Below are 26,294 nucleotides of genomic sequence, written 5' to 3'. Positions count from 1 at the left end.
TCCCCATTCAGATGGGGAGGTGTCGCGGTAATCCGCGACGGAGGGGTCATGAGCCGCGAATCGTGATGTGGCTCCTGACCCCTCCGTCGGCGTAAGGCGCCGACACCTCCCCATCTGAATGGGGAGGGTTGTTCCTTTTGAGGGGGAGTTAATCGATGGCTGCGTTGACGGGCAAGGTCGCCTGGGTGACCGGTGCTGGCTCGGGTATCGGTCAGGCGGCGGCGGTCGCGCTCGCCAGGGAAGGCGCCACGGTCGTGCTGACCGGCCGCCGCAAGGAGCCGCTGCAGGAGACCGCGGCCGCGATCAAGAAGGCGGGCGGCAAGGCCGAGGTGAAGCCGGGCGACCTGATGAAGGCGTCGTCGGTCAACAAGATCGCCAAGGACATCGAGAAGAAGTACGGCCGCTGCGACATCCTGGTGAACAACGCCGGCCTCAACATCCTCGACCGTACCTGGGCCAAGCTCACCGCCGCCGGGGCCGAGCAGGTGATCGACGGCAACCTGTCGAGCGCCTTCTACTGCTCGAGCGCGGTGATGCCGATGATGCGCAAGCGCAAGGATGGCGTGCTGATCCACACCTCGTCGATGGCCGGCCGCAATCCCAGCCCGCTGTCGGGCGCCGCCTACTCGGCGGCCAAGCACGGCGTGGTGGCGATGAGCCACGTCATCAACATGGAGGAATGCGTCAACGGCATCCGCTCCTGCGTCGTCTGCCCGGGCGAGGTGGCGACCCCGATCCTCGACAAGCGGCCGATCCCGGTCAGCAAGCAGGAACGCGCGCGCATGGCCCAGTCGGAGGATGTCGGCGACCTGATCCGCTATATTGCCTGCGCGCCGGCGCATGTCTGCATTAACGAGGTCTGGATCACCCCGACCTGGAACCGCGGCTACGTCGCCAATCTCGCCCGCACGACGAAGAAGTAAATTATCTGTCGTCCTGAGCGCAGCGAAGGACCTAGCAGATCGACCAACGACTCTGTTGAAGCGCTAGGTCCTTCGCTGCGCTCAGGACGACAGAAGGGCGCGATGAGGAGTTTTGCATGACCGTCACCTCGAGGCGGAGGTGCTCGAGTCCTTCGTCGCGGACATTTTTGTCTCGGCCGGCTGCTCGAAAGAGGAAGGCGGCCGCGTCGGCCGCTACCTGGTGAGCGCCAATCTCTCGGGCCACGACAGTCACGGCGTCGTGCGCGTGCCGCGCTACGCGACGCAGAAGAAGAACGGCACCGTCGTCGCCGACGTCACCGTCGAGGTGGTGGTCGACACGCCGGTGATCGCCGTGGTCGACGGCAAGTACGGCTTCGGCCAGACGGTGACGCCGCAGGCCGTCCGCATCGGCATCGACAAGTGCCGGAAGAACGGCCTCTCAGCCGTGACCCTGCGCAATGCGGGCCATGTCGGCCGGGTCGGCGACTGGGCCGAGATGGCGGCGGCCGAGGGCCTGGTGTCGATCCACTTCGTCAACGCCTCGGGCAGCGTGCTGGTGGCGCCGTATGGCGGCGTCGACCGCCGCTTCTCGACCGCGCCGTACTGCGTCGGCATCCCGCGGCCGGGACAGGACCCGCTGGTGCTCGACTTCGCGACCTCGATCGTCGCCGAGGGCAAGGTGCTGGTGGCGAGCCAGGGCGGCAAGAAGGTGCCGGAGGGCGCGCTGATCGGCCCCGACGGCCAGCCGAGCGCCGATCCGCACCTGCTCTACGGCGACTACACGCCGACCGGCCCGCGCAACCATGCGCAGGGCACCGGGGCGATCCGCGCCTTCGGCGATCACAAGGGCTCGGGCCTGGCCTTCATGTGCGAGATGCTGGGCGGCTCGTTCTCGGGCAACGGCGCGACCGATCCCAGGCGCGGCAAGTTCGCCAACGGCATGCTGTCCTTTTACGTCGACCCCAAAGTGTTCGATCCGGACGGATTTTTTCCCAAGGACGTCGCCAAATACGTGGACTTCGTGAAGAGCTCGCGGCCGGCAACGGCGGGCGCCGAGATCCTGGTGCCGGGCGAGCCCGAGGCGCGCATGCGCCGCCAGCGGCTGGCCGAGGGCGTGCCGCTGCCGGACGACACCTGGGCTGCGATCGTCGAGACCGCCCGCTCGGTCGGGCTCGACGAGCGGCGCATCCAGAGGGCGACGTCGCCGTAAACTGATTGCAGTCTCTCGTCCGCCGCGTCCGGGGCGTCCGCGGGCGTCCGGCTTGGGGGGTGGGGGCCGGATTCCCGGATTCTTGAGAAAACCCTTATGGAATCGGCATCGGAGGTGTCCGGCCGCCGGCCGGATTCCGGGGATCAGTCCCGCGGCGCGCGCTGCAGGCGGTCGAACGGGCCCATCACCGGGTCGGTGAAGGCGGGCCTGGCGACGTAGTCGCGCAGCAGCATGGCGCGCAGCGCGGCGAGCTGCGGGCGGCTGGCGATCATGCCGGAATCCTGCTCGAGCTGGTCCTGGCTGACATGGGCCAGCCGCACCAGCAGCACGTCGTAGCCGAGCTCCAACGCGCGGTCGATCTGGCGGCGCAGGTCGGCGGTCTGCTGCTCGTCGGTCCAGTCGTGGTGGCGCAGCAACTGGCCGATGAAGCCGATCCACTTGAACTTCGGCTTGGCTTGCGGCGGCGGTCCGAGCCCGTCGACCCCGGGCTCCTCTATGCCCCAGTAGAGCGAGCCGTAGGGCATCATCCAGTCGAAGTCGTGGACCACGAATACCGTGCGGGTGGGATCGACACGGCGCTCGAGCTCGGCGAAGGCCTGCTGCCAGCGGGTGTCGAGGCCGCGCAGCGGGCTGAGACTCCAGACGTTGTAGGCGAGCAGCAGGACGGCGATGGAGCCCATCGCCGCCAGGCCCGATCGCCGGCGCGCCGCGATTGCCTCCAGGACGAACAGCCAGGCCAGCGTCAGCCAGGGCATGACGTTGATCTGCATCTGCGCGTCCTGCGGCTGGGAATAGAGGTTGAAGACCTCGCCGGCGACGAAGGCGACCGCGAACACCGCCACCACCGAGCGCACCATCGGCTCGTTGCGGCGCGGCCGCAGCATCAGCAGCGCCGCGCCGCCCAGCAGCGCGATCAGCACCAGCGCCAGGTAGCGCCAGAGGTCCCAGCCGACCACCGGCAGCCAGGTCGCCGCGGTGCCGAGCAGGTAGGCGGCGATGCCGTCGCGCATGTAGGCGAGCTTGGCCCAGGTGAAGCCGGCCCACGCCGAATGCACCGCCTTGCCGGTCCAGATCAGCTCGAACGGCCCGACCGCACCGTTGTGGCCGTGCCACAGTCCGGCGACGACCGCCGCCGTAGCGACGATGCCGCCGAGCAGCAGGGCGATCATGCGCAGGCGGCTCGCCCAGCCGCCCGGCGCGAGACAGAGCGCCGCCAGCAGCCCGGGCAGGGCAGGGAACATCAGCCGCCATTCCATCAGCCAGCCGAGGCTGAACAGGACCGCGACGCCCAGCACGCGCCGGGGCGTCGGCTGCGCGAACCACACGCCGGCCAGCGCCATCGCCGCCAGCATGACGGTGTAGCTCGGCATGATGTCCTCGTTGGTGATGGCGAGCATCAGCACGTAGCTGCAGGCGAGATGGAACAGCGCGGTGGCGAGCGCGATCGCGCGGCTGCCGCTCAAGCTGAGCGCCAGCCGCCAGACGACGCACAGGCAGAGCGCGGCGCTGGCGGCGTTGAGGATGGTGAGCTGGCGGCGCGGGTCGCCGGCGAACACGCCGAGCCCGTCGAGCAGCCGGCACAGCGTGCCGTAGACCGGATAGAACAGGTAGTTCGCGGGATAGAGCGGCGCGCTCGCCGGGTCGCGGATCCACGGGCGCAGCTCGGCGGTCTTGAACACGCCGTTGCCGGTGAGATTGCCCTGCGCGTTGTCGAACCACAGGATGACGAGGACCAGCAGGACGAAGCCGCCGACCGCGAGGAGCGCGAGATCCGTCCCCAGGGCCCGTCGGTGCGGCGCCCGTCGGTGCGGCGATCGTGCGCCCAAGGCAACGTCTCCGGGGTGCAAGTGCATGCCTCGGGCTATTGTAGGGTCGGGGGGCGGCCAAGGCGAGCGCGTGGGGTGGGGGAATCCGTTTTCCGCTTTGGCCGGGCGCGGCAAACCGCAATAGTGCGCCCATGGGACTGAAACAACGCCTCGGCGCGGCGCTGCACGGTGCGCTCGGGGCCACGCTCGCCTCGAAGCACTTCCCGCTGACGCGCTACGTGCCTTACGGCCTCTCCTGGCTCTACGACCTGCAGCGCTTCCTCGGCACCCGCTCGCTCGGCGCGGTGTTCGATGTCGGCGCCAACACCGGCCAGACGCTGAAGGCGCTGCTGCGCTACGCGTCCGATGCCGAGATCCACTCGTTCGAGCCGACCGACGGTGCGTTCGCGACCCTGCAGGCGAAGTACGGCACGCGCGCCAATGTCCGGCTGCACAAGCTGGCGCTCGGCAGCCGCGCCGAGACGCTCCAACTGCAGGTGCGCGCCGATTCGGAGCTGAACACGCTGGTCGCCGCGGCCGCGGGCGGGGACGGGCACACGCAGACGACCGAGGTCGCGACGGTCGACGACATCGTCGCGGCCAACGGCATCAGCCATCTCGACCTGCTCAAGCTCGACGTGCAGGGCTGGGAGATGGAGGTGGTGCGCGGTGCGGCCCGGCTGATCGCCGACCACAATCTCCTGTTCGTGCTGGCCGAGATGACCTTCCGCTCGGACCAGCGGGAGATGCAGCAGTTCACCGAGCTGCACGATCATCTCGAGGCGCGGGGCTTCGTGCTGTCGGGGCTCTACGAGCTGTTGCGCTATGGCCCGCGCAGGGAGTTCGTGCTGTTCGCCAACGTGCTTTACCTGCATCCGCAGGCGCGGCTCAAGTGGACCGACATGTCGAAAGAATGGCACGACTGGATGGCGATCCAGGATCCAAAGGCGGGCCACTGACTACTGCCGGTCGGCGCGGACGACGAAGCCGGTGTCGCTGCGGATGACCGACAGGCGCGCCTCCTCGAGCCCCGTCAGGCCGGACTCCTCGACGGCCGCCGCCAGGTCGTCCTCGGCCGCGTTGGGCGTGTGCTCGTACCACAGCAGCACGGGGCAGGGGCCGGGCGTCGCATGCGCCGTGCCGTTCCGGCCGATGTAGCCCACTGAGTAGCCGTGGCGCTCGGCGAGCAGCCGGTAAGCGCGCTCGAAGACGGGATCCTCGCGGCGCGCGGTGCGGGTCCCGGCGGCCGGCCCGAGCGCCCAGCCGCTGACCGCATAGATCCTGGTCGTCGGGCAGCCGGCAACGATGCTGGCGATCGCGCGCGCGTCCTCGTTCCACAGCGGCTTGATGCCCGAGTGGACCAGCGGGCCGACCGCAGCCGCCATCGACACCAGCGCCATCAGGCCGAACAGCCGCGGGGTCCGCACCAGGCGCGCAGCCGGCACGGCCATCAGCGCGCTGACCAGCACGGGAACCGCGCACAGGTAGCGCTCGACCACGATCGGCTTGAAAGCATGGCCGGCGAGGATGAGGGCGACGCCCACGACCAGCGCGCCGCCGACCATGGCGAGGAAGCGCCGCTCGGCGGCATTGCGCCCGGCCGGGCCGAGGCGCAGCCCCGCGAAGGCCAGCGGATTGTGGGCGATCGCGACCAGCGCCAGCGAGGCCGGGACGCCCAGCGCCTGCAGGCCCGGCAGGTTGATCCAGCTATGGTCGAACTCGGCCGCCCAGTTGGGGAACTGCAGCAGCACCATCGCGGCGATCAGCCCGCTCGCCAGCGCCGTCGTCGCCAGCATCAGGTGCGCCCATCGCCGCAGGCCGCGGCGATGGGCCGAAAGCGCGATCGCGCCGGCCAGCAGGCCGCCGAACAGCCCGCCGATATAGTGCAGCCCGATCGACGCCGCCGTCGCCATCGCGGCGATCGCGGCCATCTCGGCGTCGCGGCGCAGGTCGAGATCGGCCCTGGCCCAGGCGACATGGCGGGCGACCAGCACCAGGATCGTCATTGCCGCGATCTGCCAGAAGTAGGAGCGGTAGGTGGCGAAGGCCTCGATCGCCGGGGGCAGCGACAGCACGAGCAGCAGGAGAGCTGCGGTGAAACCGGCCGGCCCGGGCATCCGCCGCGCCAGGCGGCGCGCCGCCAGCAGCATCAGCCCGGCGGCCAGCAGGTTCGACACCAGGCGTCCCGCGGCGATCGAGTCGATGCCGAGCGCGGCCAGCAGGGTCGCCCAGGCATTGAACAGAGGCGGATGAGCATCGCGCAGCCAGCCGTCCTGGATCAGGGCAAGCAGGCCGTGGCGGCTGTCCGACAGCTCGAGCGTCCAGAACTCGTCGAGCCATGGCCCCCGCAGGGCCGCATTGACCACGGCGGCGCCCAGGATCACGCCGATGCCGGCGACGGCGATTGTACGAGGGCGGACGATCTCGCGCGATCGGCGCGCCCCAGGGGGCGTCTCCGGGAAGGCGCGTACGTCGAGGGTTGGGTCGCTCAGGGCCGCTCGCTTGGCCGGTGCCTCCGGTCCGGCGCATTAACGGCGGCGCCCGAGCAAGGGTTGCGGCGTGCGACGCCTTGACTTTAGTCAAGGCCTGATACGAAGCCCGCTGGCAACTATCGGGCCATGCGGCGGGGAATGAGCCTCGCCGTTCTCTGACGGCGCCGCCATACGCGGGCCCTTCTGTCGCTGCCCAAGGGGGTATTCACGATGCACTCAACTCGTCGCGCAACGTTGCGGTTGCTGGGCGGCGGCGCGCTCGCCGCCGGCGGCCTGCCTGCCCTGTCGATGACCGCGGCCGCCCAGTCGGACGATCTGGTGGTCACCAACAACTACCAGAACCACAAGCGCGGGACGATCAACAGCCTGCATCCCGAGCGCCGCGTCCTCAACGTCGTCTGGGAGGACCTCGGCCGCGTCAAGATGCGGGCCGCCGACCTGGTGACCAACTACAGCACGCTCAAGGAAGGCCAGATCGTCGACTGCAACTGGTTCGACTATGTCGACTTCCTGATCGCCAAGAAGACGCCGGAATCGGAGGCGAAGGCCAAGGCGATGATGGCCAAGGGCGCGCGGTTGACCGGCATCCCGGGCATGCAGGAGCCGATCCGCATGTGGAGCATGTCGGGCATGGTGACCCGGGTCGAGCCGGCGAGCGGCAGCCTGTTCATCGTCAACGCCTCGAACGGCCGGCCGGAAGATCCGTCGCCCGACAGCGGCGAAGTCATCGCGCTGCCGCAGATCCAGTCGGCCGCCGGCCGCCAGGCGCTCGCCGCACTGAAGCCGGGCGACCAGGTCATCACCGTCTGGACCCACCAGACCGCGATCACCGTCACGATCATCCGCTAGGCCGGCAAGGCCACCGCTCCGGGACGCAGGTCCCGGAGCGGCTCCGGCGTGCAGCGACGGGCGGCATGAACCAGACGAGGACCTAAGCGCAAAGCTTCGGCTGCGGGGTTCGAGCCCACCGCGGGTACCTTTTCGGTGCAGCCGCAGCCCGCATGAAAGCGCCATCGATGATATCGAATGTCGCACTCCTCCCGGAGTGAGGGGCTTCCCAAATACCTGTCGCGTGCTCATGATGCGGCCGATCAGCCCCTTTGCCGAGAAGCCGCTGGCCCCGTAGTTCAGTCGAGCGGGAGGTGCTGCATGACTCGACCTCATCCGATCGTCTTTCTCGTCGACGTGGATAACACGCTGGTCGACAACGACGGGATCCAGCAGGACCTCAAGGACCATCTCGAGCGAACCTACGGCGCTGCCGCGCGCGATCGCTATTGGACGATCCTGGAAGGTCTGATGCAGGAGCTGGGCTATCGCGACTATATCGGCGCCCTCCAGCGCTTCCGCGTCGAGCACCCGCGCGAGATCGAGCTGCTGGCGATGTCGTCCTTCCTCGTCGACTACCCGTTCGCCGACCGGCTCTACCCGAACGCGCTGCGCGTGTTGCAGTGGCTGCGCAGCCTCGGCCCGACCGTGATTCTGTCCGACGGCGATGTCGTCTTCCAGCCGCGCAAGGTCGAGCGTGCCGGCCTCGCCAGGGTCGCCGACGGCGACGTGCTGATCTACATCCACAAGGAAGAGGTGCTGGACGACGTCGAGCGGCGCTTCCCGGCCGAGCACTACGTTCTCGTGGACGACAAGCTGCGCATCCTCGATGTCGTCAAGCGGGTCTGGGGACAGCGCGTGACGACGGTATTCCCGCGCCAGGGCCAGTATGCGCACGACGCCAAGGTGATCGATGCGCTGCCGCCGGCGGACCTGACGGTCGAGCGCATCGGCGACCTGCTCGACCATGATCTGGCGCGGCTCGGCATGGCGCCCCGTACCCTTGCCTCCAGCCCGAAGGTGAGACCATGAAACCGACCCGGAAGCTGCGCGACCTCGGCCAGAGCCTGTGGCTCGACAACATCACCCGCGAGCTGCTGAACGGCGGCACGCTGAAAAACTACATCGACGATCTGTCGGTGACGGGGCTGACCTCGAACCCGACGATCTTCGACACGGCGATCAAGAACAGCGCCATGTACGACCAGGACATTGCCCAGGGTGCGTCCTCGGCCAAATCCGGCGAGGACCTGTTCTTCTCCCTGGCGCTGGCCGACCTGACCCGTGCCGCCGAGCTGTTCCAGCCCGTGTTCGATCGGACGGACGGCGTCGATGGCTGGGTGTCGCTCGAGGTTTCGCCTCTGCTGGCGCGCGACACCAAGAGCACCTTGGCGGCGGCCATCGACCTCCATCGCCGCGCCGGCAAGCCCAACCTCTTCATCAAGATTCCCGGTACGGCGGAAGGGCTGCCCGCTATCGAGGAGGCGATCTTCGCGGGCGTGCCGGTCAACGTCACGCTGCTGTTCTCCCGCGAGCAGTACGTCGCGGCGGCCGAAGCCTACCTGCGCGGCGTCGAGCGCCGCATCGCCGTGGGCTTTAATCCCGCCGTCGCGTCGGTGGCCTCGCTGTTCGTCAGCCGCTGGGATGTCGCGGTCGCCGGCAAGGTCCCGGCCGAGCTCACCAACCGCCTCGGGATCGCGATCGGTCAGCGCAGCTTCAAGGCCTATCGCGAGCTGCTCGCCGCGCCGCGCTTCCAGCGTGCCGCCAACAGCGGCGCCCGCGCCCAGCGCCTGCTGTGGGCCAGCACCGGCACCAAGGATCCGAAAGCCTCCGACGCCCTCTATGTGAAGGCGCTGGCCGCGCCCTTCACCGTCAACACCATGCCGGAAGGGACCCTCAAGGCCTTCGCCGATCACGGTGAGGTCGACCGGGTGCTCGAGCCGGATGGCGGCGACTGTGAGGCGGTTCTGGCCGGCTTCGCCAAGGCGGGTATCGACATTGACGCGCTGGCGGCCCGGCTGCAGGACGAGGGGGCCTCGTCGTTCGTGAAGTCGTGGAACGATCTGATGACCCGCATCGATTCCAAGCGCGTCGCGATCCGCAAGGCGAGCTGAAACTGTCTGCAAGGGAACGATCGATGAGCGTACCGGCTTTGCACCTGCGCCCGGCGTGGGCGTTGCTGAAGAGGCACCATCAGAAGGTCAGGCGTCTTCATCTTCGGCAGCTCTTCGCCAAGGATGGCAAGCGCGGGGAAAGGCTCGTGGTCGAGGCCGCCGGCATCTACTTCGACTATTCCAAGAACCGGATCACCGACGAAACCATGGAGTTGCTGCTCCAGCTCGCCCGGGAGTCGGGTTTGCAGGATCGCATCGACGCCATGTTCCGCGGCGACAGGATCAACACCTCGGAGAAGCGCGCGGTGCTGCACGTCGCCCTGCGCGCGCCGCGCGGCGCCTCCATCCTCTTTGACGGCCAGAACGTGGTGCCCGAGGTGCACGCCGTTCTGGACAAGATGGCGGAATTCTCTCAGCGGGTACGCAGCGGCGCCTGGAAGGGCCACACCGGCAAGCGCATCCGCAGCGTGGTCAACATCGGCATCGGCGGATCGGATCTCGGTCCGGTCATGGCCTACGAGGCGCTCAAGCACTACGCCGAGCGGTCGATGACCTTCCGCTTCGTCTCCAATGTCGACGCCACGGACTTCGCCGAAGCGGTGCACGGCCTCGACCCCGAGGAGACGTTGTTCATCGTCTCCTCCAAGACCTTCACCACGCTGGAGACGATGACCAACGCGCATACCGCACGGGACTGGCTGTTGTCCGGCCTCAAAGGCGACTCCGCCGCCATCGCCAAGCATTTCGTCGCCGTTTCGACCAACGCCCAGGAAGTGGCGAAGTTCGGCATCGATACCGCCAACATGTTCGGCTTCTGGGACTGGGTCGGCGGCCGCTATTCCATGGATTCGGCGATCGGGCTGTCGACCATGCTCGCGATCGGGCCGGACAATTTCGCCGCCATGCTCGAGGGCTTCCACGAGATCGACGAGCATTTCCGCACCGCGCCGTTCGAGCGCAACCTGCCGGTGCTGATGGCGCTGCTGGCCGTCTGGTACAACAATTTCTTCGGTGCCCAGACCGTCGCGGTGCTGCCCTACGAGCAGTATCTCAAGCGCTTTCCCGCCTATCTCCAGCAGCTCACCATGGAGAGCAACGGCAAGCACGTGACCGCCGACGGCGCGGACGTGAACTACGACACGGGGCCGATCTACTGGGGCGAGCCGGGCGCCAACGGCCAGCATTCCTTCTATCAGCTGATCCATCAGGGGACGCGGCTCATCCCCTGCGATTTCATCGCCTTCGCGCGGACCGCCAATCCGCTGGGCAGGCATCAGGACATGCTGCTGGCCAATGTCTTCGCCCAGACGGAGGCGCTGGCTTTCGGCAAGACGGAAAAACAGGTCAAGGCGGAGGGCACGCCCGACTGGCTCCTGCCGCACCGGCTGTTCGAGGGCAACCGGCCGTCGAACACGCTGCTGCTGGAGGCCCTGACGCCGGCCGCGCTCGGCAAGCTGGTGGCGCTCTACGAGCACAGCGTCTTCGTCCAGGGCACGATCTGGCAGATCGATTCCTTCGACCAATGGGGCGTGGAGCTGGGCAAGGCGCTCGCCCAGAGGATCATCCCGGAGCTCGAGAGCGCGGCGGATCCCGAGCTCGAGCATGACAGCTCGACCAATGCGCTGATCCGACGCTATCGCAAGCTCAAGAGATCCGGCCCATGACGCCGCGCGTCTTCTCGTTGGAGATGCTCGGCCGCGCGTGAAGGCCGCAAGTGAAGGATGTGGAACCCATGCAGGACCATCCCACTGCACCTCGGGACGCGGCGAAGAAGGCCGAGACGGCCGCCGTCGCACAGCCTTGCGCCATGGTGATCTTCGGCGCGGGTGGCGACCTGACCAAGCGCCTGGTCGTGCCGGCCCTCTACAATCTGGTGACGGCCCAGCGGCTGCCCGACGGATTCCGGCTGATCGGCGTCGACCGCAGCCTGGGCACCGTGGAGGAATGGCGCGACAGCCTCAGCAGCATGATGAACGAGTTCGTCACCAAGGGGGGCGGCGAGTTCGAAGCCGATCATATCGACCAGACCGCCTGGCGTTGGCTGACCGACCGGACGACCTATGTGAAAGGCGACCTCACCGATCCGCAAGCCTATCGCCAGCTCAAGGAGCATCTCGCGCGCCTCGACAAGACGGCCAGCAACCATCTTTTCTATCTCGCCGTCCCGGACCGCTTCTTCGGGACCATCGTGGCCGCCCTCGGCGAGGTGGACATGGTGACGGAACCGGACGGGCAATGGCGGCGCGTCGTCATCGAGAAGCCGTTCGGGCACGACCTGCCGTCCGCCAAGGCGCTCAATGCCGAGATCCTGAAGACACTGCAGGAACACCAGATCTATCGAATGGATCACTTTCTCGGCAAGGAGACGGTGCAGAACATCATGGCGCTGCGGTTCGCCAACGGCCTGTTCGAGCCGCTGTGGAATCGCCAGCACATCGACCACGTCCAGATCACCGTTGCGGAGACGGTTGGCGTCGAGCGGCGGGGCAAGTTCTACGAGGTCACCGGCGCGCTGCGCGACATGGTGCCCAATCACCTGTTCCAGCTGCTGTCGCTGACGGCCATGGAGCCGCCGATCTCCTTCGATGCCGAGGCGGTTCGCGACAAGAAGGCGGAGGCGATCCAGGCCATCCGTCCGATGACGCCGCGGCGGGCGATGAAGGACGCCGTGCGCGGCCAGTACGATGTCGGCACCGTGCTGGGCAAGCAGGTTCAGGCCTATCGCCACGAACCCGACGTGTCCCCACAGTCGAACACCGAGACCTACATCGCCTGGAAGCTGCAGATCGACAATTGGCGTTGGGCCGGGGTGCCGTTCTATTTGCGCACCGGCAAGTACCTGAAGCGGCGCTGGACCGAAATCGCCATCCGCTTCCACCAGGCGCCCTACACGCTCTTTCGTGGCACCCATGTCGAGCGGATGAATCCCAATTGGATGATCCTGCGCATCCAGCCCGACGAAGGCATCGCACTCCAGTTCGCGGCCAAGCGGCCCGGCCCCACGGTAACGCTGGACAATGTCCGCATGGACTTCGCCTACGAGTCCTATTTCGCGGCGGCACCCAATACCGGCTACGAAACGCTGCTCTACGACTGCATGATCGGCGACGCGACGCTGTTCCAGCGCGCCGACAATATCGAGGCCGGCTGGCGGGCAGTGCAGCCGCTCCTCGACCTGTGGGTGAGCAGCGCTCCTCAGCATTTCCCGAACTACGCCGCGGGTAGCGACGGCCCGGCGGCGGCCGACGCGTTGCTGGCACGCGACGGCCGGGCTTGGCGCCCGCTCGAATAGCCGACACCCGCGGAGGTCCCGATGGTAGAGAAGCGAAAGATCTCCCTGGTGCTGGCGGACGTGGACGGCACGCTCGTCAACGAAGAGAAAGCGCTGACCAAACGCGCGCAGGCCGCCGTGCAGAGCCTGCACCGCGCCGGCATCCGCTTCGCCATCACCAGCGGCCGGCCGCCCAAGGGCATGGCCATGCTGCTGGATGCGCTCCAGCTCGAGACCCCGATCGCGGGCTTCAACGGCGGGCTTTTCGTCAAGCCGGACCTCTCGATTCTCGAGCAGAAGACGGTGCCGACCGACATCGCCGCCGCCGCGATCAAGCTGATTCGCGGCCACGGCCTCGATGTCTGGGTCTATCGCGGCAACGACTGGCTGACCACCAGGGCGGACGCGCCGCACGTCGCGCGCGAAGCCTGGACGGTCAAGTTCGATCCCACGGTCGTGAAGGACGTCGCGGAGAAGCTCGACCGGGTCGCCAAGATCGTCGGCGTCGGCGACGACCTGGACAAGGTTCGGCAGTGCGAAGCCGACGCCAAGGCGACCTTTGGCCAGCGCGCCACGGCCAACCGTTCGCAGCCCTACTATCTCGACATCACCAGCAAGGATGCCAACAAGGGCGCCGTGCTGGAATACCTGTCGCGGCATCTTGGGGTGCCGTCCGCGGAGATCGCCACCATCGGCGATCAGCAGACCGACGTACCCATGTTCGAGCGTTCGGGACTGAGCATCGCCATGGGCAACGCCCCCGACGAGGTCAAGGCGCAGGCCACCGCCACCACGGATTCCTACAAGGACGAGGGTTTCGCCAAGGCGATGGAATGCTTCATTCTGGGGGCGAAATGACAGGACGTGTCGAAACACTTCCGGATCCGGCAGCGCTGGCGCGCCATGTGGCCGAATGGATGACGTCGCTGGCGCTTGCCGCGAAGAGCCCTTTCCGGGTGTCGCTTTCGGGCGGCTCGACGCCGAAGGCGCTGTTCGCGCTGCTCGCCTCCGGTGACTTCATCGGGCAGTTCCCCTGGTCCCGGGTCGTCTGGTACTGGGGCGATGAGCGTTTCGTTCCGCATGACCATCCCGAGAGCAACTACGGCATGACCCGCAAGGCGATGCTCGACAAGGCGCCGGTGCCGCCGGGAAACGTCCATCCCATCCCCGCCGATGGCAGCCCCGACGAGGCCGCCGCGCGCTACGAGCGGACGCTGCAGGCGGCCTATGGCGCCGCGGTCCTGGACCCGGCGCGGCCGCTGTTCGACATCACGCTGCTCGGGCTCGGCGCCGATGGCCATACCGCGTCGTTGCTGCCCGGCGAGCCGGTGCTGCAGGAGCGCAAGCGCTGGGTCGCCGCGGTGTCGCACGGCCGGCCCGAGGTTCGCATCACCATGACCTATCCAGCGATCGAGAGCAGCCGATGGGTCGCCTTCCTGGTGGCGGGCAAGGAGAAGGCCGCGACCCTGAAGACGATTCGTGCGGGCGGCAGCGACGTGCCCGCGGCGCGTGTCAGGCCGGTCGGCGATCTCCTCTGGTTCGTCGATCGCGCGGCGGCGGGTGAAGGCTAGGACGATGGCCAACGAGCCGATCGTTGCCGATGCCGCTCGCGACGCGCTGAAACGCGCCGCGGCGGAGGCTGCGGTCGAGCTGGTCCAGGAGGGCATGATCGTCGGGCTCGGCACCGGCTCGACGGCGGCCTTCGCGGTCGAGGCCCTGGCCCGACGGCATCGGCAGGGCTTGCGCTTCGTCGGCATTCCGACGTCGGAACGGGCGGCAGCGCAGGCGAGGGCGGCCGGCATCCCGCTCAGCTCCTTCGCCGAGCATCGGCAGATCGACCTCACGATCGATGGCGCGGACGAGGTCGAACGCGGGACCTTGAACCTGATCAAGGGACTTGGCGGCGCCTTGCTGCGCGAGAAGATCGTCGCCAGCGCGAGCCGGCAACTCGCCATCATCGTCGACGACGCCAAGCTGGTCGATCGGCTGGGGACGCACGCCCCGGTGCCGGTCGAGGTGGTTGCCTTCGGCATGGAAGTCACCCGGGCGGCCCTCGAGGTATTCGCCTCGGAAGTCCGGCCACGCCTGTCGCCGACAGGCGAGCTGCTTGTCACCGATGGCGGCAACCGCATCCTCGACTGCCGCTTCGCCGGCCCCATCGCCGACCCGGTACGGCTCGAGGACCGCATCCGCCGCATCGTCGGCGTGGTCGAGAGCGGCCTTTTCATCGGCCGCGCCGATCCGGTGTTCGTGGCCGACAAGCAGGGAGTCCATCGTCTCGACAGCGCACGTCCGGCGGCACTGAGCGGCTAGAAGCGGGGAGCCCGATGCCTGCGCCGATCACCCCTGAGGAGCAGCGCCTGGCCGAAGCCAACGACCGCCGCCAGCGCTGGCGCAAGTGGGGGCCGTATGTGAGCGAGCGCCAGTGGGGCACGGTGCGCGAGGATTACAGCGCCGACGGCGACGCCTGGAACTACGTCCCGCACGACCATGCGCGCAGCCGCGCCTATCACTGGGGCGAGGATGGGATCGGCGGCTTCTGCGACAACAGACAGCGCCTGTGTCTCGCCGTCGCGCTGTGGAACGGCAAGGATCCGATCCTGAAGGAGCGGATGTTCGGCCTCAGCAACCGCGAGGGAAATCACGGCGAGGACGTCAAGGAACTCTACTATTATCTCGATGCGGTGCCGACCTACAGCTACGCCCGCATGTTGTACAAGTACCCGCAGGCGGCGTTTCCCTACGAGCTGCTGGTGCAGGAAAACGCGCGGCGAGACCGGCGTTGGCCCGAGTTCGAGATCATCGACACCGGCCTTTTCAACGACGACCGCTACTTCGACGTCGACATCGGGTACGCCAAGGCCGGCGCCGAAGACATCCTGCTCCGGCTCACAGTCACCAATCGCGGGCCCGAGGCAGCGGCGATCCATGTGCTGCCCCAGGTGTGGTTTCGCAACAGCTGGAGCTGGGAAGCCGGCAGCACCAAGCCGTTCCTCGAACGCGCCGGCGACTGTGTCGTCGCCACGCACGGCAAGCTCGGGATCTATGCCGTCCAGTTCGAGCGGCCGGACGACATCAAGTTCTGCGAGAACGAGAGCAATGTCGAACGGCTCTTCGCCAGCCCGCCGACCGGACGCCTCTACAAGGACGGGCTGGACGACTACGTGGTGCACGGCCGGGAGAAGGCGGTCGATGCCCGGAAGGGGACGAAGGCGGCCGGCCTCTATCGGCGGACCATCGCTGCAGGCGCCAGCACGACGATCCGGGTCCGGCTGAGTCTGGGGCCCGCCAAGGCGTCTCCCTTCGCCGACTTCGATCGGGTCTTCGAGCAGCGCAAGTCGGAAGCGGATGCTTTCTATGCCGGGCTGCAGGGTACTGTACAGGACGAGGATCTACGCCGTATCCAGCGTCAGGCCTATGCGGGCGTCCTGTGGTCCAAGCAGTTCTTCCATTACGACGTCGCGCGGTGGCTGGAAGGGGATCCGGCGCAGCCCAAGCCGCCGCGCAGCCGGCTTGCCGGGCGCAACAGCGGCTGGTCGCACGTCAACATCAACGACATCGTGTCGATGCCGGACAAGTGGGAGTTCCCGTGGTTCGCCGCCTGGGACTGGGCCTTCCACCTGGTGACTCTGGGCCAGCTCGATCTCGGGGATGCCAAGCGCCAGCTGATCCTGCTGTGCCAGCCCTGGTACATGCATCCCAACGGGCAGTTGCCGGCCTACGAGTGGAACTTCAGCGACGTCAATCCGCCGGTGCAGGCCTGGGCAGCCTTACGGCTCTACGAGGCGGAGCAGCGGCGGACCGGCACGGGCGACCGGAAGTTCCTCGAAAGGGTCTTCACCAAGCTGCTGCTCAACTTCACCTGGTGGGTGAATCGCAAGGATCCGCGCGGCCTCAACGTCTTCGAGGGCGGCTTCCTGGGCATGGACAATATCGGCGTCTTCGACCGATCGGCGCCGCTGCCAGTGAACGGCATGCTGGTGCAGTCGGACGGGACGTCGTGGATGGCGATGTACTGCCTGAACATGCTGCGGATCGCCGTCGAGCTCGCCCAGGAGGACGACGCCTACCAGGACATCGCGATCAAGTTCTTCCAGCATTTCCTGATGATCGGCGGCGCGATGACCAACCTCGGGGGCAAGGGCCTCAGCCTGTGGGACGACACCGACAATTTCTTCTACGACTGGCTGGTCATGGGCGACGGCAAGGCGACGCCGCTGCGCGTGCGCTCGCTGGTCGGTCTCATCCCGACCTTCGCGGTCGAGGTGATCGACGCCGCGCTGCTGCAGACCATGCCGATGTTCACCAAGTGGCGGGACCGCTATCTGCTCTATCGCCCGGACCTGGCGGCCCTGGTGTCGCGCTGGAACACGCCGGGCGCCGACGATACGCGCCTGCTCGCCATGCTCCGCGCCTTCCGCGGCACCAAGGTGCTGGAGCGCATCCTCGACCGGAACGAGTTCCTCTCGGACTACGGCGTGCGGTCCCTATCGCGCTACCATCTCGACCGGCCGTATGTCTTCGAAAGCGGCAGCTTCCGCAGCGAGGTCAAGTATGTGCCCGCCGAGTCCGACAATGACCTGTTCGGCGGTAACTCCAATTGGCGCGGGCCGATCTGGATGCCGCTCAACTATCTCCTCATCGAGAGCATGAACCGGTTCTACCGATTCTACGGCGATCAGTTCCGCGTCGAATGCCCGGTCGGGTCGGGCGACAAGCGAACGCTGAAGGAGATCGCCGACGAGCTGCGCAGCCGGGTGATCGGCATCTTCCGGCGCGACAAGAACGGACGGCGCCCCGTCTTCGGCGGCTGCGAGAAGTTTCAGACCGATCCGCATTTCAAGGACTACATCCTCTTCCACGAATACTTCGACGGCGATACCGGCCGGGGCCTGGGCGCCTCGCACCAGACCGGCTGGAGCGCCCTGGTCGCCAACATGATCGCCGAGCTGCATGACTAGATCGGCGCCGCGCTATCCGTCGCTGCTGGAGATCAACACGAGGGTGTGGCTGCGCCGACTGTCGCGGGAGGCGGGACGGCCGGTCACGCTCGCCACCGTCGACGATGCCCACCTGGACGATATCGCGCGCCGTGGCTTCGACTGGGTCTGGCTGCTGAGCGTGTGGCGGACGGGCGCCGCCAGCCGGGCCGTCTCGCGCAGCAATCCGGCCTGGCAGGCCGAGTTCCGGTCGGCGCTGCCGGACCTGACGGAAGACGACATCTGCGGATCGGGCTTCGCGATCGCCGCCTACGAGGTCGATGATGCCCTGGGCGGCACGGCGGCGCTTGCCGCGTTCCGATCGCGGCTGGCGGCGCGCGGGACGCGGCTCATGCTCGATTTCGTGCCCAATCATACCGCGCTCGATCATCCCTGGGTCCGGGCGCATCCCGATTTCTATGTCCAGGGCAGCCCTGGCAACGAATACCGGGTCGACACGGACGGGGGACCGCGCATCCTGGCCCACGGGCGCGATCCCAATTTCCCGGGCTGGCCGGACACGCTGCAACTCGACTATGCCAATGCGGGTCTACAGGCGGCGCAGACGAAGGAACTGGCGACGATCGCCGGGCAATGCGACGGCCTGCGATGCGACATGGCGATGCTCCTCCTGCCCGAGGTCTTCCAGCGCACCTGGGGTCTGACACCAGCGCCGTTCTGGCCGACGGCGATCGCCACGGTGCGGGAAGGGCATCCCCGCTTCACGTTCCTGGCCGAGGCCTATTGGGGCCTCGAATGGGACATGCAGCAGCAGGGCTTCGACTATTGCAACGACAAGCGGCTGTACGACCGTCTTTGCCAGGGCGATGCTGGCGCCGTTCGCGCCCACCTCGGCGCGGGGCTCGACTATCAGGATCGGCTGGCCCGCTTCCTCGAGAACCATGATGAGCCGCGCGCAGCGGCGACCTTCCCTTGGCCCAAACATCAAGCGGCAGGGATCGTCACGTGCTTCGCGCCGGGCCTGCGCTTCTTCCATCAGGGCCAGCGGGAAGGCGTGCGGGTCAAGCTGCCGGTGCATTTATGCCGCGCGCCGGTCGAAGCACCCGATGCGGAGGTTGCCACCTTCTACGACAGGCTACTGGCCGCGCTGATGTCTGACGGCTTTCGCAACGGCGACTGGACGCCGATCCCGCCGCAACCGGCCTGGGCCGGCAATCCGACGTGGCAGGACTTCATATCGTATGCCTGGCAGGTGCCGGAGGGCGGCCGCTACGTCGTCGTCGTGAATTATTCGGATCATCAGGGGCAATGCCGCCTGCGGCTACCCTTTGCCGGATTGGCCGGCCGTCACTTCCGCCTCGTCGACATGATGGGCAGCGAAGTCTACGAGCGGGAGGGCAACGCGTTAAAGGACCCGGGCCTTTATGTCGATCTCGGCCCGTGGCGCAGCAACGTTTTCAAGCTGGAAGCCCTGTCCGGGGCCTTGGCGCTCCCTACGGGATTCGAACCCGTGTTTTAGCCTTGAGAGGGCCACGTCCTAGGCCTCTAGACGAAGGGAGCAGAGACCGAAGCGGGTAGATAGTCGAAGGGGCCGTCCGGCGCAACCCCGCTAGCCGGGCTTTCGGCCGGCTATGCGCGACAGAACGCCCGGCACGAACGGATGCACGATGACGTCGGCAAAGCCTGCTCCCTGCAGGTAGCCTTTGACCTCGCCCTCGGTGTGGGCGAGGCCGGTGCTGCCCTGTATCGCCTCGTTCAGGCCCCACAGCGCCGCCGACAGGGGGCCGCGCCGGTCGTCGTGCAGGGTCTCGCCGATCAGGTGCATCTCGCCGCCCGGCACCAGGGCAGCGAAGGCCTTGCCGACGACCAGGCGGATCAGCGCCGGCTCGTATTGCGGCAGGTTGCTCGCCATCACCGCCACGTCGACGCCTTGCGGGAACGCGGTCTTGGTGAAGTCGCCAGGCAAGGTGCTCACCCGATCGGCCGCGTCGTTGGCGGCGATGTACTCCGCGGCCACCACCGCGACCGGCGGCAGGTCGAGCACGACCGCCTTCAGGCCGGGGAAGGTCCTGGTCGCCACGATCGAGTAGGCGCCCGAGCCGCCGCCGAGATCGAGCAGCAGCTTGCGGCCGGAGAGGTCGACGCTGCGGCTGAACAGCCGCGCCGCGCCCATGCCGATCGAGTAGGTGGCGGCGTGGTAGCGCCGGGCATCGTCGACCGTGAACTCGGTGTACTGGCCGAGATGGTTCTCCTGCTGGCGGCGCAGGTGATCGCCGAGCTTGCCGAAGGCCTCCCAGCGCGGCTTGGTGAACAGGATCCACGGCCCGGCATAACGCTCGCCGTCCTTGACCAGGAAGCGCTGCACGTCGGGCGCGTTGGCGAAGCGCTCGCCGTCGCGCTCCAGCAGGGTCATCGCGGTCAGCGCCGTCAGCAGGCGCTCGGCATTGCGCGCGCTGATGCCGGCCGCCCGCGCCACGCCCGCGATGGTGTCGTGGCCGTGAGCGATCGCGGTGAAGATCTCGAGCTCGACCGCCGCCATCAGCGCGGCGCTCTCCCAATAGGCCTGGGCGATCTTCTGCAGCCGTGTCGTGTCGAGTCTCGGTTGTTGCGCCATGCGGTCCCTCCAGTTGCGGCAGCATAGCGCGCCGCCTTAAGCTTGCAGTCGGAGGATTTGCCCATGGACATGCATATCGCCGCCGACCAGCCGCTGACCGGAATCGACGTCTATGCGCTGCCGCCGGAGCAGGGCGAATCGGTGCTGCGCCGCCAGCTCGCCGCCGCCTACCGCTTGGTCGACCATTTCGGCTGGACCGAGCTGATCTACGGCCATCTCACGGCGAAGGTGCCGGGCGACAAGCCGCACTTCCTGATCAATCCCTATGGGCTGAACTACGACGAGGTCACCGCCTCGAACCTGGTGAAGATCGATCTCGACGGCAACATCATGGGCGACTCGGCCCATCCGGTGAACTACGCCGGCTTCGTCATCCACTCCGCGGTGCACATGGCGCACGCCTCGCGCCATCGCGTGGTGATGCACACCCACACCCGCGCCGGCATGGCGGTCTGCGCCATCCAGGAAGGGCTGCTGCCGGTGTCGATGGTCTCGACCGCGTTCACCGGCAAGCTCGCCTACCACGACTACGAGGGCCCGAGCCTCGACCTAGACGAGCGCGGCCGGCTGCTTGAGAACCTCGGCGAGGCGCAGGCGATGATGCTGCGCAACCACGGCCTGCTCGCTACCGGTCGCTCGGTGCCGGAGGCGTTCCTGCGACTCTACCGCCTGGAGCGCGCCTGCCAGGTTCAGCTCGATGCCGCGGCGGCCGGCACGCTCAACGTCATGGGCGACAACCTCGCCGCCAAGTCGGGTGCCGACATGGACCGTTTCTCCGAGATGGAATCAAGCGTCGGCATCGGCGATCTCGAGTTCGCCGCCTTGATCCGCAAGCTCGACAAGACCGACACGGGCTGGCGCCACTAATTCAGCCTTGGCGGTTCAGGCGCCGACCATTCGCGAGCGTAGCTCGATGAGGCGCCTCAGGATGTCTTCGACCACGCCCAAATCCCAGTCGAAGAAGATGTCGACCGGTTTGGGTATCCCGGGAAGCGACAGCGGCGGCAGGGTGACCTCCACCATCCGCCGGTCGGCCGAGAGTTGAAACATCTCGGCGGGCGACTCCTCGAGCGGCATGTCTTCGTCTGCCATGGTCACCGATGGTGCAAAACAGGGAATGGGCCGACGTCGGCGAAGCGACGTTGCCGGCATCTAAACGGATCGGGGCTTAGGAGACACTTAGCGGAAACCGATTTCCCAGGGCTTGCAGCCTTCATGCAGCCGGCAGCGTGAACACCATGCGCAGGCCCTTCGGAGCCGTGGGGCGCGCGTCACGCAATGCCAGCGATCCTCCGAGCCGTTGCACGACTTCCTTCACGATCGACAAGCCGAGGCCGCTGCCGCTCTCGCTGCCGCCATTCAGCCGGATGAACGGCTCGAGGATCCGCTCGCGCTCCGCTTCGGGGATGCCTGGTCCCTGGTCCGCCACTTCTATCTGCACGCCCGCACGGGTCGAGAACGCCGTCACGTGCACGCGGGTGCCGGCCGGCGAATAGCGGATCGCGTTGTCGAGCGCGTTGCGCAGGATCAGCACGAGATCGATCTCGCGCGCCGCGACCGCCATCGGCATGAGGTTCTGGACGTCGAATTCGATCCCCTTGCGTTCGGCGAACGGCAGCAGCTTGCCGATCACGGAGCGCAGGGCATCGGCGACGAGAACCGACTCCCTGTCGGCCTCGGAGGGCGCGCGCGCATAGGCGAGCGCCAGCAGCTGTTCGAGGAGGGAGCTGGTGCGCGCGAGGCCCTGTCGCAGGGGCACGAGGCGTTCCGCCATTTCCTGCGGCGTCCGCGCGACTTCGAGGTTCTGCGCCTGCAGCGCCAGGACGGCCAACGGCGAGCGCAGCTCGTGGGCCGCGTCGGAAATGAAGCGACGCTGCGCCTCGAGGGTATTCCTGACGCGGCCGATCATGCCGTTCACGGCGGTCGCGATCGGCCGCACCTCGCGCGGAAGCCCTGACGCCGACACGAGGCTGAGATCGGTCGGCTCTCGCCGATCCAGATTCTGCGACAAGGCGGTCACCGGCTTCAGCGCGCGCTGGGTGAGGCCGTAGATGAGGCCGCACAGCACGGGAGCGAGGACGAGCAGCGGAATGGCGGTCGACATGACCGTGTCGCGGGCGATTTGCGCGACGAACTGCGTCCGCTGGGCGACAGCGAAGCGGGGGCGGGAAATCTTGGGCGTCCGCACGAAGACGCGCCAGGGCTCGCCGTTCACGCTGATCGTGTGAAGGCCGTCGGGCAGGTCTGCAGGCAGGCGGAGAAGCCATCCGTCGCCGGCGCCCAGCGGCTCGGCCACGATATTGGGCGGGCGGTACTCGGTCTGCGGCTGGGTGGGCAGCGGCACACCGTGCAAGCCGAAGGTGTGCGATACGATCTGCAGCTGCTGGTCCTGGATCTCGGAGGCGTCGCGATTTGCCGCGATGAAGGACACCGTTCCGGCAACGGCCGCCAGGAGCAGGATCACGGCCGACGCGGCCAGGGACAGGCGGATCTGCAGCGAATCGGTCAGCCGCGTCTTGGCACTATCCATCCCATCCCCCGGACGTTCTTGATGATCCGCGCCCCGAGCTTGCGGCGGACGGCGTGGATCAGGAATTCGACGGCGTTGCTTTCGACCTCTTCGTTCCAGCCGTAGATGCGCTCCTCGAGCATCTTGCGCGACAGGATGACCCCCGGCTCGATCATCAGGGCGTGCAGCAGCGAGAACTCGCGCGGCGACAGGACGATCGCCTTGCCGCCAACGCTTGCTTCGTGCGCGGCGGGGTCGAGCGACAGATCGCCGTTGGTCAGGATCGGATCGGCCGTGCCGGCCTTGCGGCGCACGACGGCGCGCATGCGCGCTTGCAGCTCGTCCATGTCGAACGGCTTCAGGATGTAGTCGTCGGCTCCCTGGTCGAGGCCGGCGATGCGCTGCTCGACCGCGTGACTGGCGGTGATGATCAGGACCGGAACCTGGTCGCCGCGCGCCCGCAGCCTGCGCAGGAGGTCGAGGCCCGACTCGCCGCTGACGCTGAGGTCGAGCAGCAGGGCGCCGTAGCTGTGCAACTCCGCCGCCGCCAGGCCATCCTCGATTGTCCGCACCCAGTCGACGGCGTGCGACGCGTCGCGCAAGGCCTGGCTCAACGCCGTACCGAGCATTCCATCGTCTTCGATCAGGAGCACGCGCATCTTTGACCTGCTGCCGAACGGCAGCGACTGCATGACTGGCCACGCCGACCCGTTGCAGAACCTATTCGGATCGGACCCGCGCGCAAGCAGATGTCGCCAATGCAACTGCGGCTAATGTTGCCAACACTGCCGCAGCAGGTGTGAATTTTTGGAGCGAGGCGATGCTGGAGACACGGCCTTGGGGGTGCCCATCCGCCCAGCAATACGCCCCGGTCCTTAGCGTAGACTTAGCGCGGCCATCGCCGAGCCGAGGCTACATTGGATACGCTTTCGCGCGCTCCTTCGGCCCCCTCGCTAAGCACCTCCTAATTCGACGGGCGTAGTGGAGGGTCGCTGCGTCAATTGCGGGCGTGGCCGCCGAGAAAACCAGACATCGGCGATTTCTCTGAAAGCCATTTGATTTGGAGATACCCATGCTGTCGATTTTCCGTCGTCTGATGAAAGCCAAAGAGGGTGCCACCGCGATCGAATACACCCTGATCGCGTCGCTGATCGCCGTCGCCGCTATCACCGCGATGGGCAGCGTCGGCACCAAGGTCAACGCGGTGCTGAGCAACGTTGCGAGCACGATGAAGTAGCGTCGGTAGGTAGCGGACGGCACCTGAGCGGAAGTCCTTCTGGGAGGAACTCTGCAACCGACCTTCCCGCGAGGGACGAGGGCGCCGATCTTCCACGGTTGGCGCCCTCGACATCGCCCGGTTGACGCCAGCGGCCTCGGCCCGGCCCGCTCCCGCCACCCCCCGTCCGCGCTTCTGTGGATAAGTCGCCTTAGAGGGACAAAGGCAGCTCGAGGTGCCGGGCATACATCATGTCGCGGTGCTCGATCAGGATCGGATCGAGCGCGGCATCGATCGCCGGCTCAGGCATCGAGAAGGCGTCCCGCAAAGCCTCGTCCATCGGGCAGTGCTCCGGCGGCAGCGGCCGGAACAGCGCCATGCAGGTCGCGCTGTAGACGTCGACGGCCGTGGGGGCCGCGCCGAGATAGTAGGGGCTACCCGACCGGCGCTGCGCTTCGAGCCGCATCGCCAGCATGCGCAACAAGGCCGCGACTCGCGCCGCGGCAGCAGCGCCGGTGGCCGGGCTGTAGCCGTACTTGCGCGCGAGATACTGGCCGGCGCGCGGGCCGAAGCCGCCGGCCCGGATGAGCTGCAGACGGCGCGTCCAGCCGAGGCCTTCCTGGCCGCAGATCTCGTGCGCCAGGCCGAACATCGTCGCGCGCTCCGCGGCATCGGCCGGCACGAGGGCGGGCTCGGGCGCCAGCCGCTCGGCGAGCAGCAGGATCTCCGCCCAGCCGGCGCGCGGCGGCTCCTTGTCATAAATCGCGATCGGGCCGCTGCGCTGGCCGGCCCATTGGCGCTGCGCATCGTCGTCGTAGGCCAGCCGCACGCCGATCCAGTCGAGGTCCTTGATATGGAAAATGCCTTTGGCGGCCTCGCCCCACGGGCTCGGCACGTTGCCGACCACGACCATGCGCAGGCCGGGCCGGGCGATCGCCTCGTCGGTGCTGAGGTATGTCACGGGCATCTGGTTACTCCCCCTTCTTGTAAAGCCGCTTGCCCATCACCCAGGTCTCGTCGACGGAGCGGTCGTCCGACACCATCATGAGGCCGAACAGCAGGTCGGCCGCCTGCTCGACGGTGCGCGGCCGGTCACCGACCAGCGACTGGCGCCAGGCGAGGGCCGACGGACCGGCCGTCCAGTCCAGCGCGACGAAGTCGGCCTCCTTGCCGGGCTCGAAGTTGCCGACCCATTCGTCGAGGTAGAGCGCCTCGGCGCCGCCCAGGGTGATCGACCAGAAGCCGCGATAGGGCGAGATCTTGTTGCGCTCGGCCTCGGCCGCGTCGGTCACCGCCGCGTTGTTGCACATGCCGATCTTGTAGCCTTCGTCGAGCGCGCCGAGCAGGGAGAAGCGGTTGCCCGCGCCGACGTCGCTGCCCCAGGCGAGCCGCACGCGCGAGCGCGGGTCGGTGGCACGGCCGATCCGGAACAGGCCGCTGCCCAGGAAGAGGTTGGAGCAGGGACAGAACACGATCGCCGCGCCGCTGCGCGAGAAGCGGCCGAACTCGTCCTCCGTCAGCCAGATGCCGTGGCCGCCGGTGAAGCGCGGCCCGACCAGCCCGTACTTCTCGTAGACGCCGAGATAGTCCGCACAATCGGTGAACTCGACCTGTACCGCGGCGATCTCGTCGCGCGTCTCGGAGATGTGCGTGTTGACCCAGCAGTCCGGGTGCTCGCTCTTTAGCCTCTGGCAGGCTTCCAGCAGCGCCCGGGAGGAGCCGAGCGCATAGCGCGGCGTGACGGCGTAGAGGCTGCGGCCTTGACGGTGGTAGCGCCCGATCAGTCGCTTGCTCTCGCGGTAGAACTCTTCCGGCGTGTTGGCATAGTCCGCCGGCACGTAGCGGTCGATGCCGGTCAGCCCGGAGATCAGCCGCATGTTGCGCCGTGCCGCCTCGTCGAACAGGCACTCGGCCGATTCGGCTGCGCTCGTGGTGAAGGCCTGGCAGGTCGTGGTGCCGGCGGCGAGTAGGTTGTCGAAGAACCGACGCGCCGCGTCTGCGGCATAGGCGCGATCCTTGTATTTCAGCTCCTCGGGGAACACCCAGACCTGCAGCCACGACAGCAGTTGCTCGCCGAACGCGCCGACCACGCGGGTTTGCGGGAAGTGGATATGGCCGTCGATGAAGCCCGGCAGGATCAGCCGGTCGGCGATCGGCGTGACCTCGAGCGCGCGATGGCGGGGCGCGATATTGTCGTAGGCGCCGAAATCGACGATCCGGCCGTCCTCGATTACCATCAGCCCGTCGGCATGGAAGCGCGCGGCCTCCTGCTCGCGGCCGACATGCTTCCAGGGATCGTCGACGAAATCGAAGAACGCGCCGCGAATACCAAGGGTCGTCATGCCGTCGAGGCTATCATTGGCCTTGGCGGG

General features: G+C 67.6%; 23 protein-coding genes and 1 tRNA gene. 15 read left to right on the top strand and 9 right to left on the bottom strand.

Annotation, left to right across the window (positions count from 1 at the left end):
• The first annotated feature begins 155 nt into the window (after positions 1-155).
• The gene (locus J0J01_RS19680; protein ID WP_296383675.1) at positions 156-923 is read left to right on the top strand and encodes an SDR family oxidoreductase; all 768 of its coding nucleotides are present in this window, start codon (positions 156-158) and stop codon (positions 921-923) included.
• Between the two features lie 112 nt (positions 924-1,035).
• On the top strand, positions 1,036-2,133 hold the full coding sequence (locus J0J01_RS19675; RefSeq protein ID WP_296383674.1) for a malate/lactate/ureidoglycolate dehydrogenase: 1,098 nt from the start codon (positions 1,036-1,038) through the stop codon (positions 2,131-2,133).
• A gap of 143 nt (positions 2,134-2,276) precedes the next feature.
• On the opposite strand, the gene J0J01_RS19670 is transcribed toward J0J01_RS19675, so the two are convergent.
• Complete coding sequence (locus J0J01_RS19670) at positions 2,277-3,959, bottom strand: hypothetical protein (protein WP_296383671.1); 1,683 nt, start codon at positions 3,957-3,959, stop codon at positions 2,277-2,279.
• A 131-nt stretch (positions 3,960-4,090) separates the two neighbouring features.
• Here J0J01_RS19670 and J0J01_RS19665 point away from each other — a divergent pair, with 131 nt between their 5' ends.
• On the top strand, positions 4,091-4,897 hold the full coding sequence (locus tag J0J01_RS19665; RefSeq protein ID WP_296383669.1) for an FkbM family methyltransferase: 807 nt from the start codon (positions 4,091-4,093) through the stop codon (positions 4,895-4,897).
• On the opposite strand, the gene J0J01_RS19660 is transcribed toward J0J01_RS19665, so the two are convergent.
• Positions 4,898-6,322: a hypothetical protein gene (locus J0J01_RS19660; RefSeq protein ID WP_296383667.1), complete on the bottom strand. Its 1,425-nt coding sequence runs from the start codon at positions 6,320-6,322 to the stop codon at positions 4,898-4,900.
• 318 nt (positions 6,323-6,640) lie between these two features.
• Here J0J01_RS19660 and J0J01_RS19655 point away from each other — a divergent pair, with 318 nt between their 5' ends.
• From J0J01_RS19655 to J0J01_RS19610, 10 genes are all read left to right on the top strand, one after another.
• Positions 6,641-7,279 (top strand): hypothetical protein, encoded by a 639-nt coding sequence (locus J0J01_RS19655; protein ID WP_296383666.1) that lies wholly within the window; start codon positions 6,641-6,643, stop codon positions 7,277-7,279.
• 300 nt (positions 7,280-7,579) lie between these two features.
• A complete protein-coding gene (locus tag J0J01_RS19650) occupies positions 7,580-8,290 on the top strand; it encodes an HAD family hydrolase (protein WP_296383664.1) in 711 nt (236 codons plus the stop codon).
• A complete protein-coding gene (gene tal / locus J0J01_RS19645; protein WP_296383661.1) occupies positions 8,287-9,372 on the top strand; it encodes a transaldolase in 1,086 nt (361 codons plus the stop codon). Before J0J01_RS19650 ends, tal begins: the two co-directional genes overlap by 4 nt.
• Before the next feature lie 23 nt (positions 9,373-9,395).
• Positions 9,396-11,036 carry a glucose-6-phosphate isomerase gene (pgi, locus tag J0J01_RS19640; protein WP_296383659.1) on the top strand — a complete coding sequence of 547 codons (1,641 nt, stop codon included), beginning with the start codon at positions 9,396-9,398 and terminating at the stop codon, positions 11,034-11,036.
• A gap of 68 nt (positions 11,037-11,104) precedes the next feature.
• The gene (gene zwf, locus J0J01_RS19635; RefSeq protein WP_296383657.1) at positions 11,105-12,664 is read left to right on the top strand and encodes a glucose-6-phosphate dehydrogenase; all 1,560 of its coding nucleotides are present in this window, start codon (positions 11,105-11,107) and stop codon (positions 12,662-12,664) included.
• Positions 12,665-12,685: 21 nt separating this feature from the next.
• Positions 12,686-13,501 carry a Cof-type HAD-IIB family hydrolase gene (locus J0J01_RS19630; protein WP_296383654.1) on the top strand — a complete coding sequence of 272 codons (816 nt, stop codon included), beginning with the start codon at positions 12,686-12,688 and terminating at the stop codon, positions 13,499-13,501.
• Positions 13,498-14,214 (top strand): 6-phosphogluconolactonase, encoded by a 717-nt coding sequence (gene pgl / locus J0J01_RS19625; protein WP_296383653.1) that lies wholly within the window; start codon positions 13,498-13,500, stop codon positions 14,212-14,214. The genes J0J01_RS19630 and pgl overlap by 4 nt, the downstream gene beginning before the upstream one ends.
• Positions 14,215-14,218: 4 nt before the next feature.
• A complete protein-coding gene (rpiA, locus tag J0J01_RS19620) occupies positions 14,219-14,956 on the top strand; it encodes a ribose-5-phosphate isomerase RpiA (protein WP_296383651.1) in 738 nt (245 codons plus the stop codon).
• Positions 14,957-14,970: 14 nt separating this feature from the next.
• Positions 14,971-17,604 carry a glucosidase gene (locus tag J0J01_RS19615; RefSeq protein ID WP_296383649.1) on the top strand — a complete coding sequence of 878 codons (2,634 nt, stop codon included), beginning with the start codon at positions 14,971-14,973 and terminating at the stop codon, positions 17,602-17,604.
• The gene (locus tag J0J01_RS19610) at positions 17,597-19,102 is read left to right on the top strand and encodes an alpha-amylase family glycosyl hydrolase (RefSeq protein WP_296383648.1); all 1,506 of its coding nucleotides are present in this window, start codon (positions 17,597-17,599) and stop codon (positions 19,100-19,102) included. The genes J0J01_RS19615 and J0J01_RS19610 overlap by 8 nt, the downstream gene beginning before the upstream one ends.
• On the opposite strand, the gene J0J01_RS19605 is transcribed toward J0J01_RS19610, so the two are convergent.
• Together J0J01_RS19605 and J0J01_RS19600 are read right to left on the bottom strand one after the other, a co-directional pair.
• Positions 19,068-19,143 (bottom strand) — tRNA-Glu (locus J0J01_RS19605). The genes J0J01_RS19610 and J0J01_RS19605 overlap by 35 nt on opposite strands.
• Positions 19,144-19,192: 49 nt before the next feature.
• Positions 19,193-20,197, bottom strand: a complete 1,005-nt coding sequence (locus J0J01_RS19600; protein WP_296383645.1) for a methyltransferase — start codon at positions 20,195-20,197, stop codon at positions 19,193-19,195.
• A 63-nt stretch (positions 20,198-20,260) separates the two neighbouring features.
• On the opposite strand from J0J01_RS19600, the gene J0J01_RS19595 reads away from it, so the two are divergent.
• Complete coding sequence (locus J0J01_RS19595; protein WP_296383643.1) at positions 20,261-21,064, top strand: class II aldolase/adducin family protein; 804 nt, start codon at positions 20,261-20,263, stop codon at positions 21,062-21,064.
• A gap of 15 nt (positions 21,065-21,079) precedes the next feature.
• On the opposite strand, the gene J0J01_RS19590 is transcribed toward J0J01_RS19595, so the two are convergent.
• The 3 genes from J0J01_RS19590 to J0J01_RS19580 form a co-directional block, all read right to left on the bottom strand.
• Positions 21,080-21,289, bottom strand: a complete 210-nt coding sequence (locus J0J01_RS19590; protein ID WP_296383641.1) for a hypothetical protein — start codon at positions 21,287-21,289, stop codon at positions 21,080-21,082.
• A 121-nt stretch (positions 21,290-21,410) separates the two neighbouring features.
• Positions 21,411-22,727, bottom strand: coding sequence for an ATP-binding protein (locus tag J0J01_RS19585; RefSeq protein WP_296383639.1), 1,317 nt, complete (start codon positions 22,725-22,727; stop codon positions 21,411-21,413).
• Entirely contained in the window at positions 22,703-23,365 is a 663-nt protein-coding gene (locus J0J01_RS19580; RefSeq protein ID WP_296383637.1) for a response regulator transcription factor, read from the bottom strand. The genes J0J01_RS19585 and J0J01_RS19580 overlap by 25 nt, the downstream gene beginning before the upstream one ends.
• A 437-nt stretch (positions 23,366-23,802) precedes the next feature.
• On the opposite strand from J0J01_RS19580, the gene J0J01_RS19575 reads away from it, so the two are divergent.
• Positions 23,803-23,943, top strand: coding sequence for a Flp family type IVb pilin (locus J0J01_RS19575; protein WP_296383635.1), 141 nt, complete (start codon positions 23,803-23,805; stop codon positions 23,941-23,943).
• Positions 23,944-24,133: 190 nt separating this feature from the next.
• On the opposite strand, the gene J0J01_RS19570 is transcribed toward J0J01_RS19575, so the two are convergent.
• Entirely contained in the window at positions 24,134-24,889 is a 756-nt protein-coding gene (locus tag J0J01_RS19570) for a hypothetical protein (RefSeq protein ID WP_296383633.1), read from the bottom strand.
• Between the two features lie 4 nt (positions 24,890-24,893).
• A complete protein-coding gene (guaD, locus tag J0J01_RS19565; protein WP_296383631.1) occupies positions 24,894-26,264 on the bottom strand; it encodes a guanine deaminase in 1,371 nt (456 codons plus the stop codon).
• Positions 26,265-26,294 lie beyond the last annotated feature (30 nt).

Source organism: Reyranella sp., from assembly GCF_017305915.1.
In the GTDB taxonomy this organism is placed as follows: domain Bacteria; phylum Pseudomonadota; class Alphaproteobacteria; order Reyranellales; family Reyranellaceae; genus Reyranella.
This window is presented reverse-complemented; position numbering and strand designations above follow the sequence as displayed.

Coding starts and splice junctions, on each gene's coding strand:
- J0J01_RS19580 (WP_296383637.1), bottom strand. CDS start 23,365: ATGCGCGTGCTCCTGATCGAAGACGATGGAATGCTCGGTACGGCGTTG.
- pgl (WP_296383653.1), top strand. CDS start 13,498: ATGACAGGACGTGTCGAAACACTTCCGGATCCGGCAGCGCTGGCGCGC.
- J0J01_RS19590 (WP_296383641.1), bottom strand. CDS start 21,289: ATGGCAGACGAAGACATGCCGCTCGAGGAGTCGCCCGCCGAGATGTTT.
- J0J01_RS19615 (WP_296383649.1), top strand. CDS start 14,971: ATGCCTGCGCCGATCACCCCTGAGGAGCAGCGCCTGGCCGAAGCCAAC.
- J0J01_RS19610 (WP_296383648.1), top strand. CDS start 17,597: ATGACTAGATCGGCGCCGCGCTATCCGTCGCTGCTGGAGATCAACACG.
- J0J01_RS19680 (WP_296383675.1), top strand. CDS start 156: ATGGCTGCGTTGACGGGCAAGGTCGCCTGGGTGACCGGTGCTGGCTCG.
- zwf (WP_296383657.1), top strand. CDS start 11,105: ATGCAGGACCATCCCACTGCACCTCGGGACGCGGCGAAGAAGGCCGAG.
- J0J01_RS19665 (WP_296383669.1), top strand. CDS start 4,091: ATGGGACTGAAACAACGCCTCGGCGCGGCGCTGCACGGTGCGCTCGGG.
- J0J01_RS19655 (WP_296383666.1), top strand. CDS start 6,641: ATGCACTCAACTCGTCGCGCAACGTTGCGGTTGCTGGGCGGCGGCGCG.
- J0J01_RS19600 (WP_296383645.1), bottom strand. CDS start 20,197: ATGGCGCAACAACCGAGACTCGACACGACACGGCTGCAGAAGATCGCC.
- J0J01_RS19630 (WP_296383654.1), top strand. CDS start 12,686: ATGGTAGAGAAGCGAAAGATCTCCCTGGTGCTGGCGGACGTGGACGGC.
- J0J01_RS19585 (WP_296383639.1), bottom strand. CDS start 22,727: ATGGATAGTGCCAAGACGCGGCTGACCGATTCGCTGCAGATCCGCCTG.
- J0J01_RS19650 (WP_296383664.1), top strand. CDS start 7,580: ATGACTCGACCTCATCCGATCGTCTTTCTCGTCGACGTGGATAACACG.
- J0J01_RS19575 (WP_296383635.1), top strand. CDS start 23,803: ATGAAAGCCAAAGAGGGTGCCACCGCGATCGAATACACCCTGATCGCG.
- J0J01_RS19570 (WP_296383633.1), bottom strand. CDS start 24,889: ATGCCCGTGACATACCTCAGCACCGACGAGGCGATCGCCCGGCCCGGC.
- J0J01_RS19595 (WP_296383643.1), top strand. CDS start 20,261: ATGGACATGCATATCGCCGCCGACCAGCCGCTGACCGGAATCGACGTC.
- tal (WP_296383661.1), top strand. CDS start 8,287: ATGAAACCGACCCGGAAGCTGCGCGACCTCGGCCAGAGCCTGTGGCTC.
- rpiA (WP_296383651.1), top strand. CDS start 14,219: ATGGCCAACGAGCCGATCGTTGCCGATGCCGCTCGCGACGCGCTGAAA.
- pgi (WP_296383659.1), top strand. CDS start 9,396: ATGAGCGTACCGGCTTTGCACCTGCGCCCGGCGTGGGCGTTGCTGAAG.
- guaD (WP_296383631.1), bottom strand. CDS start 26,264: ATGACGACCCTTGGTATTCGCGGCGCGTTCTTCGATTTCGTCGACGAT.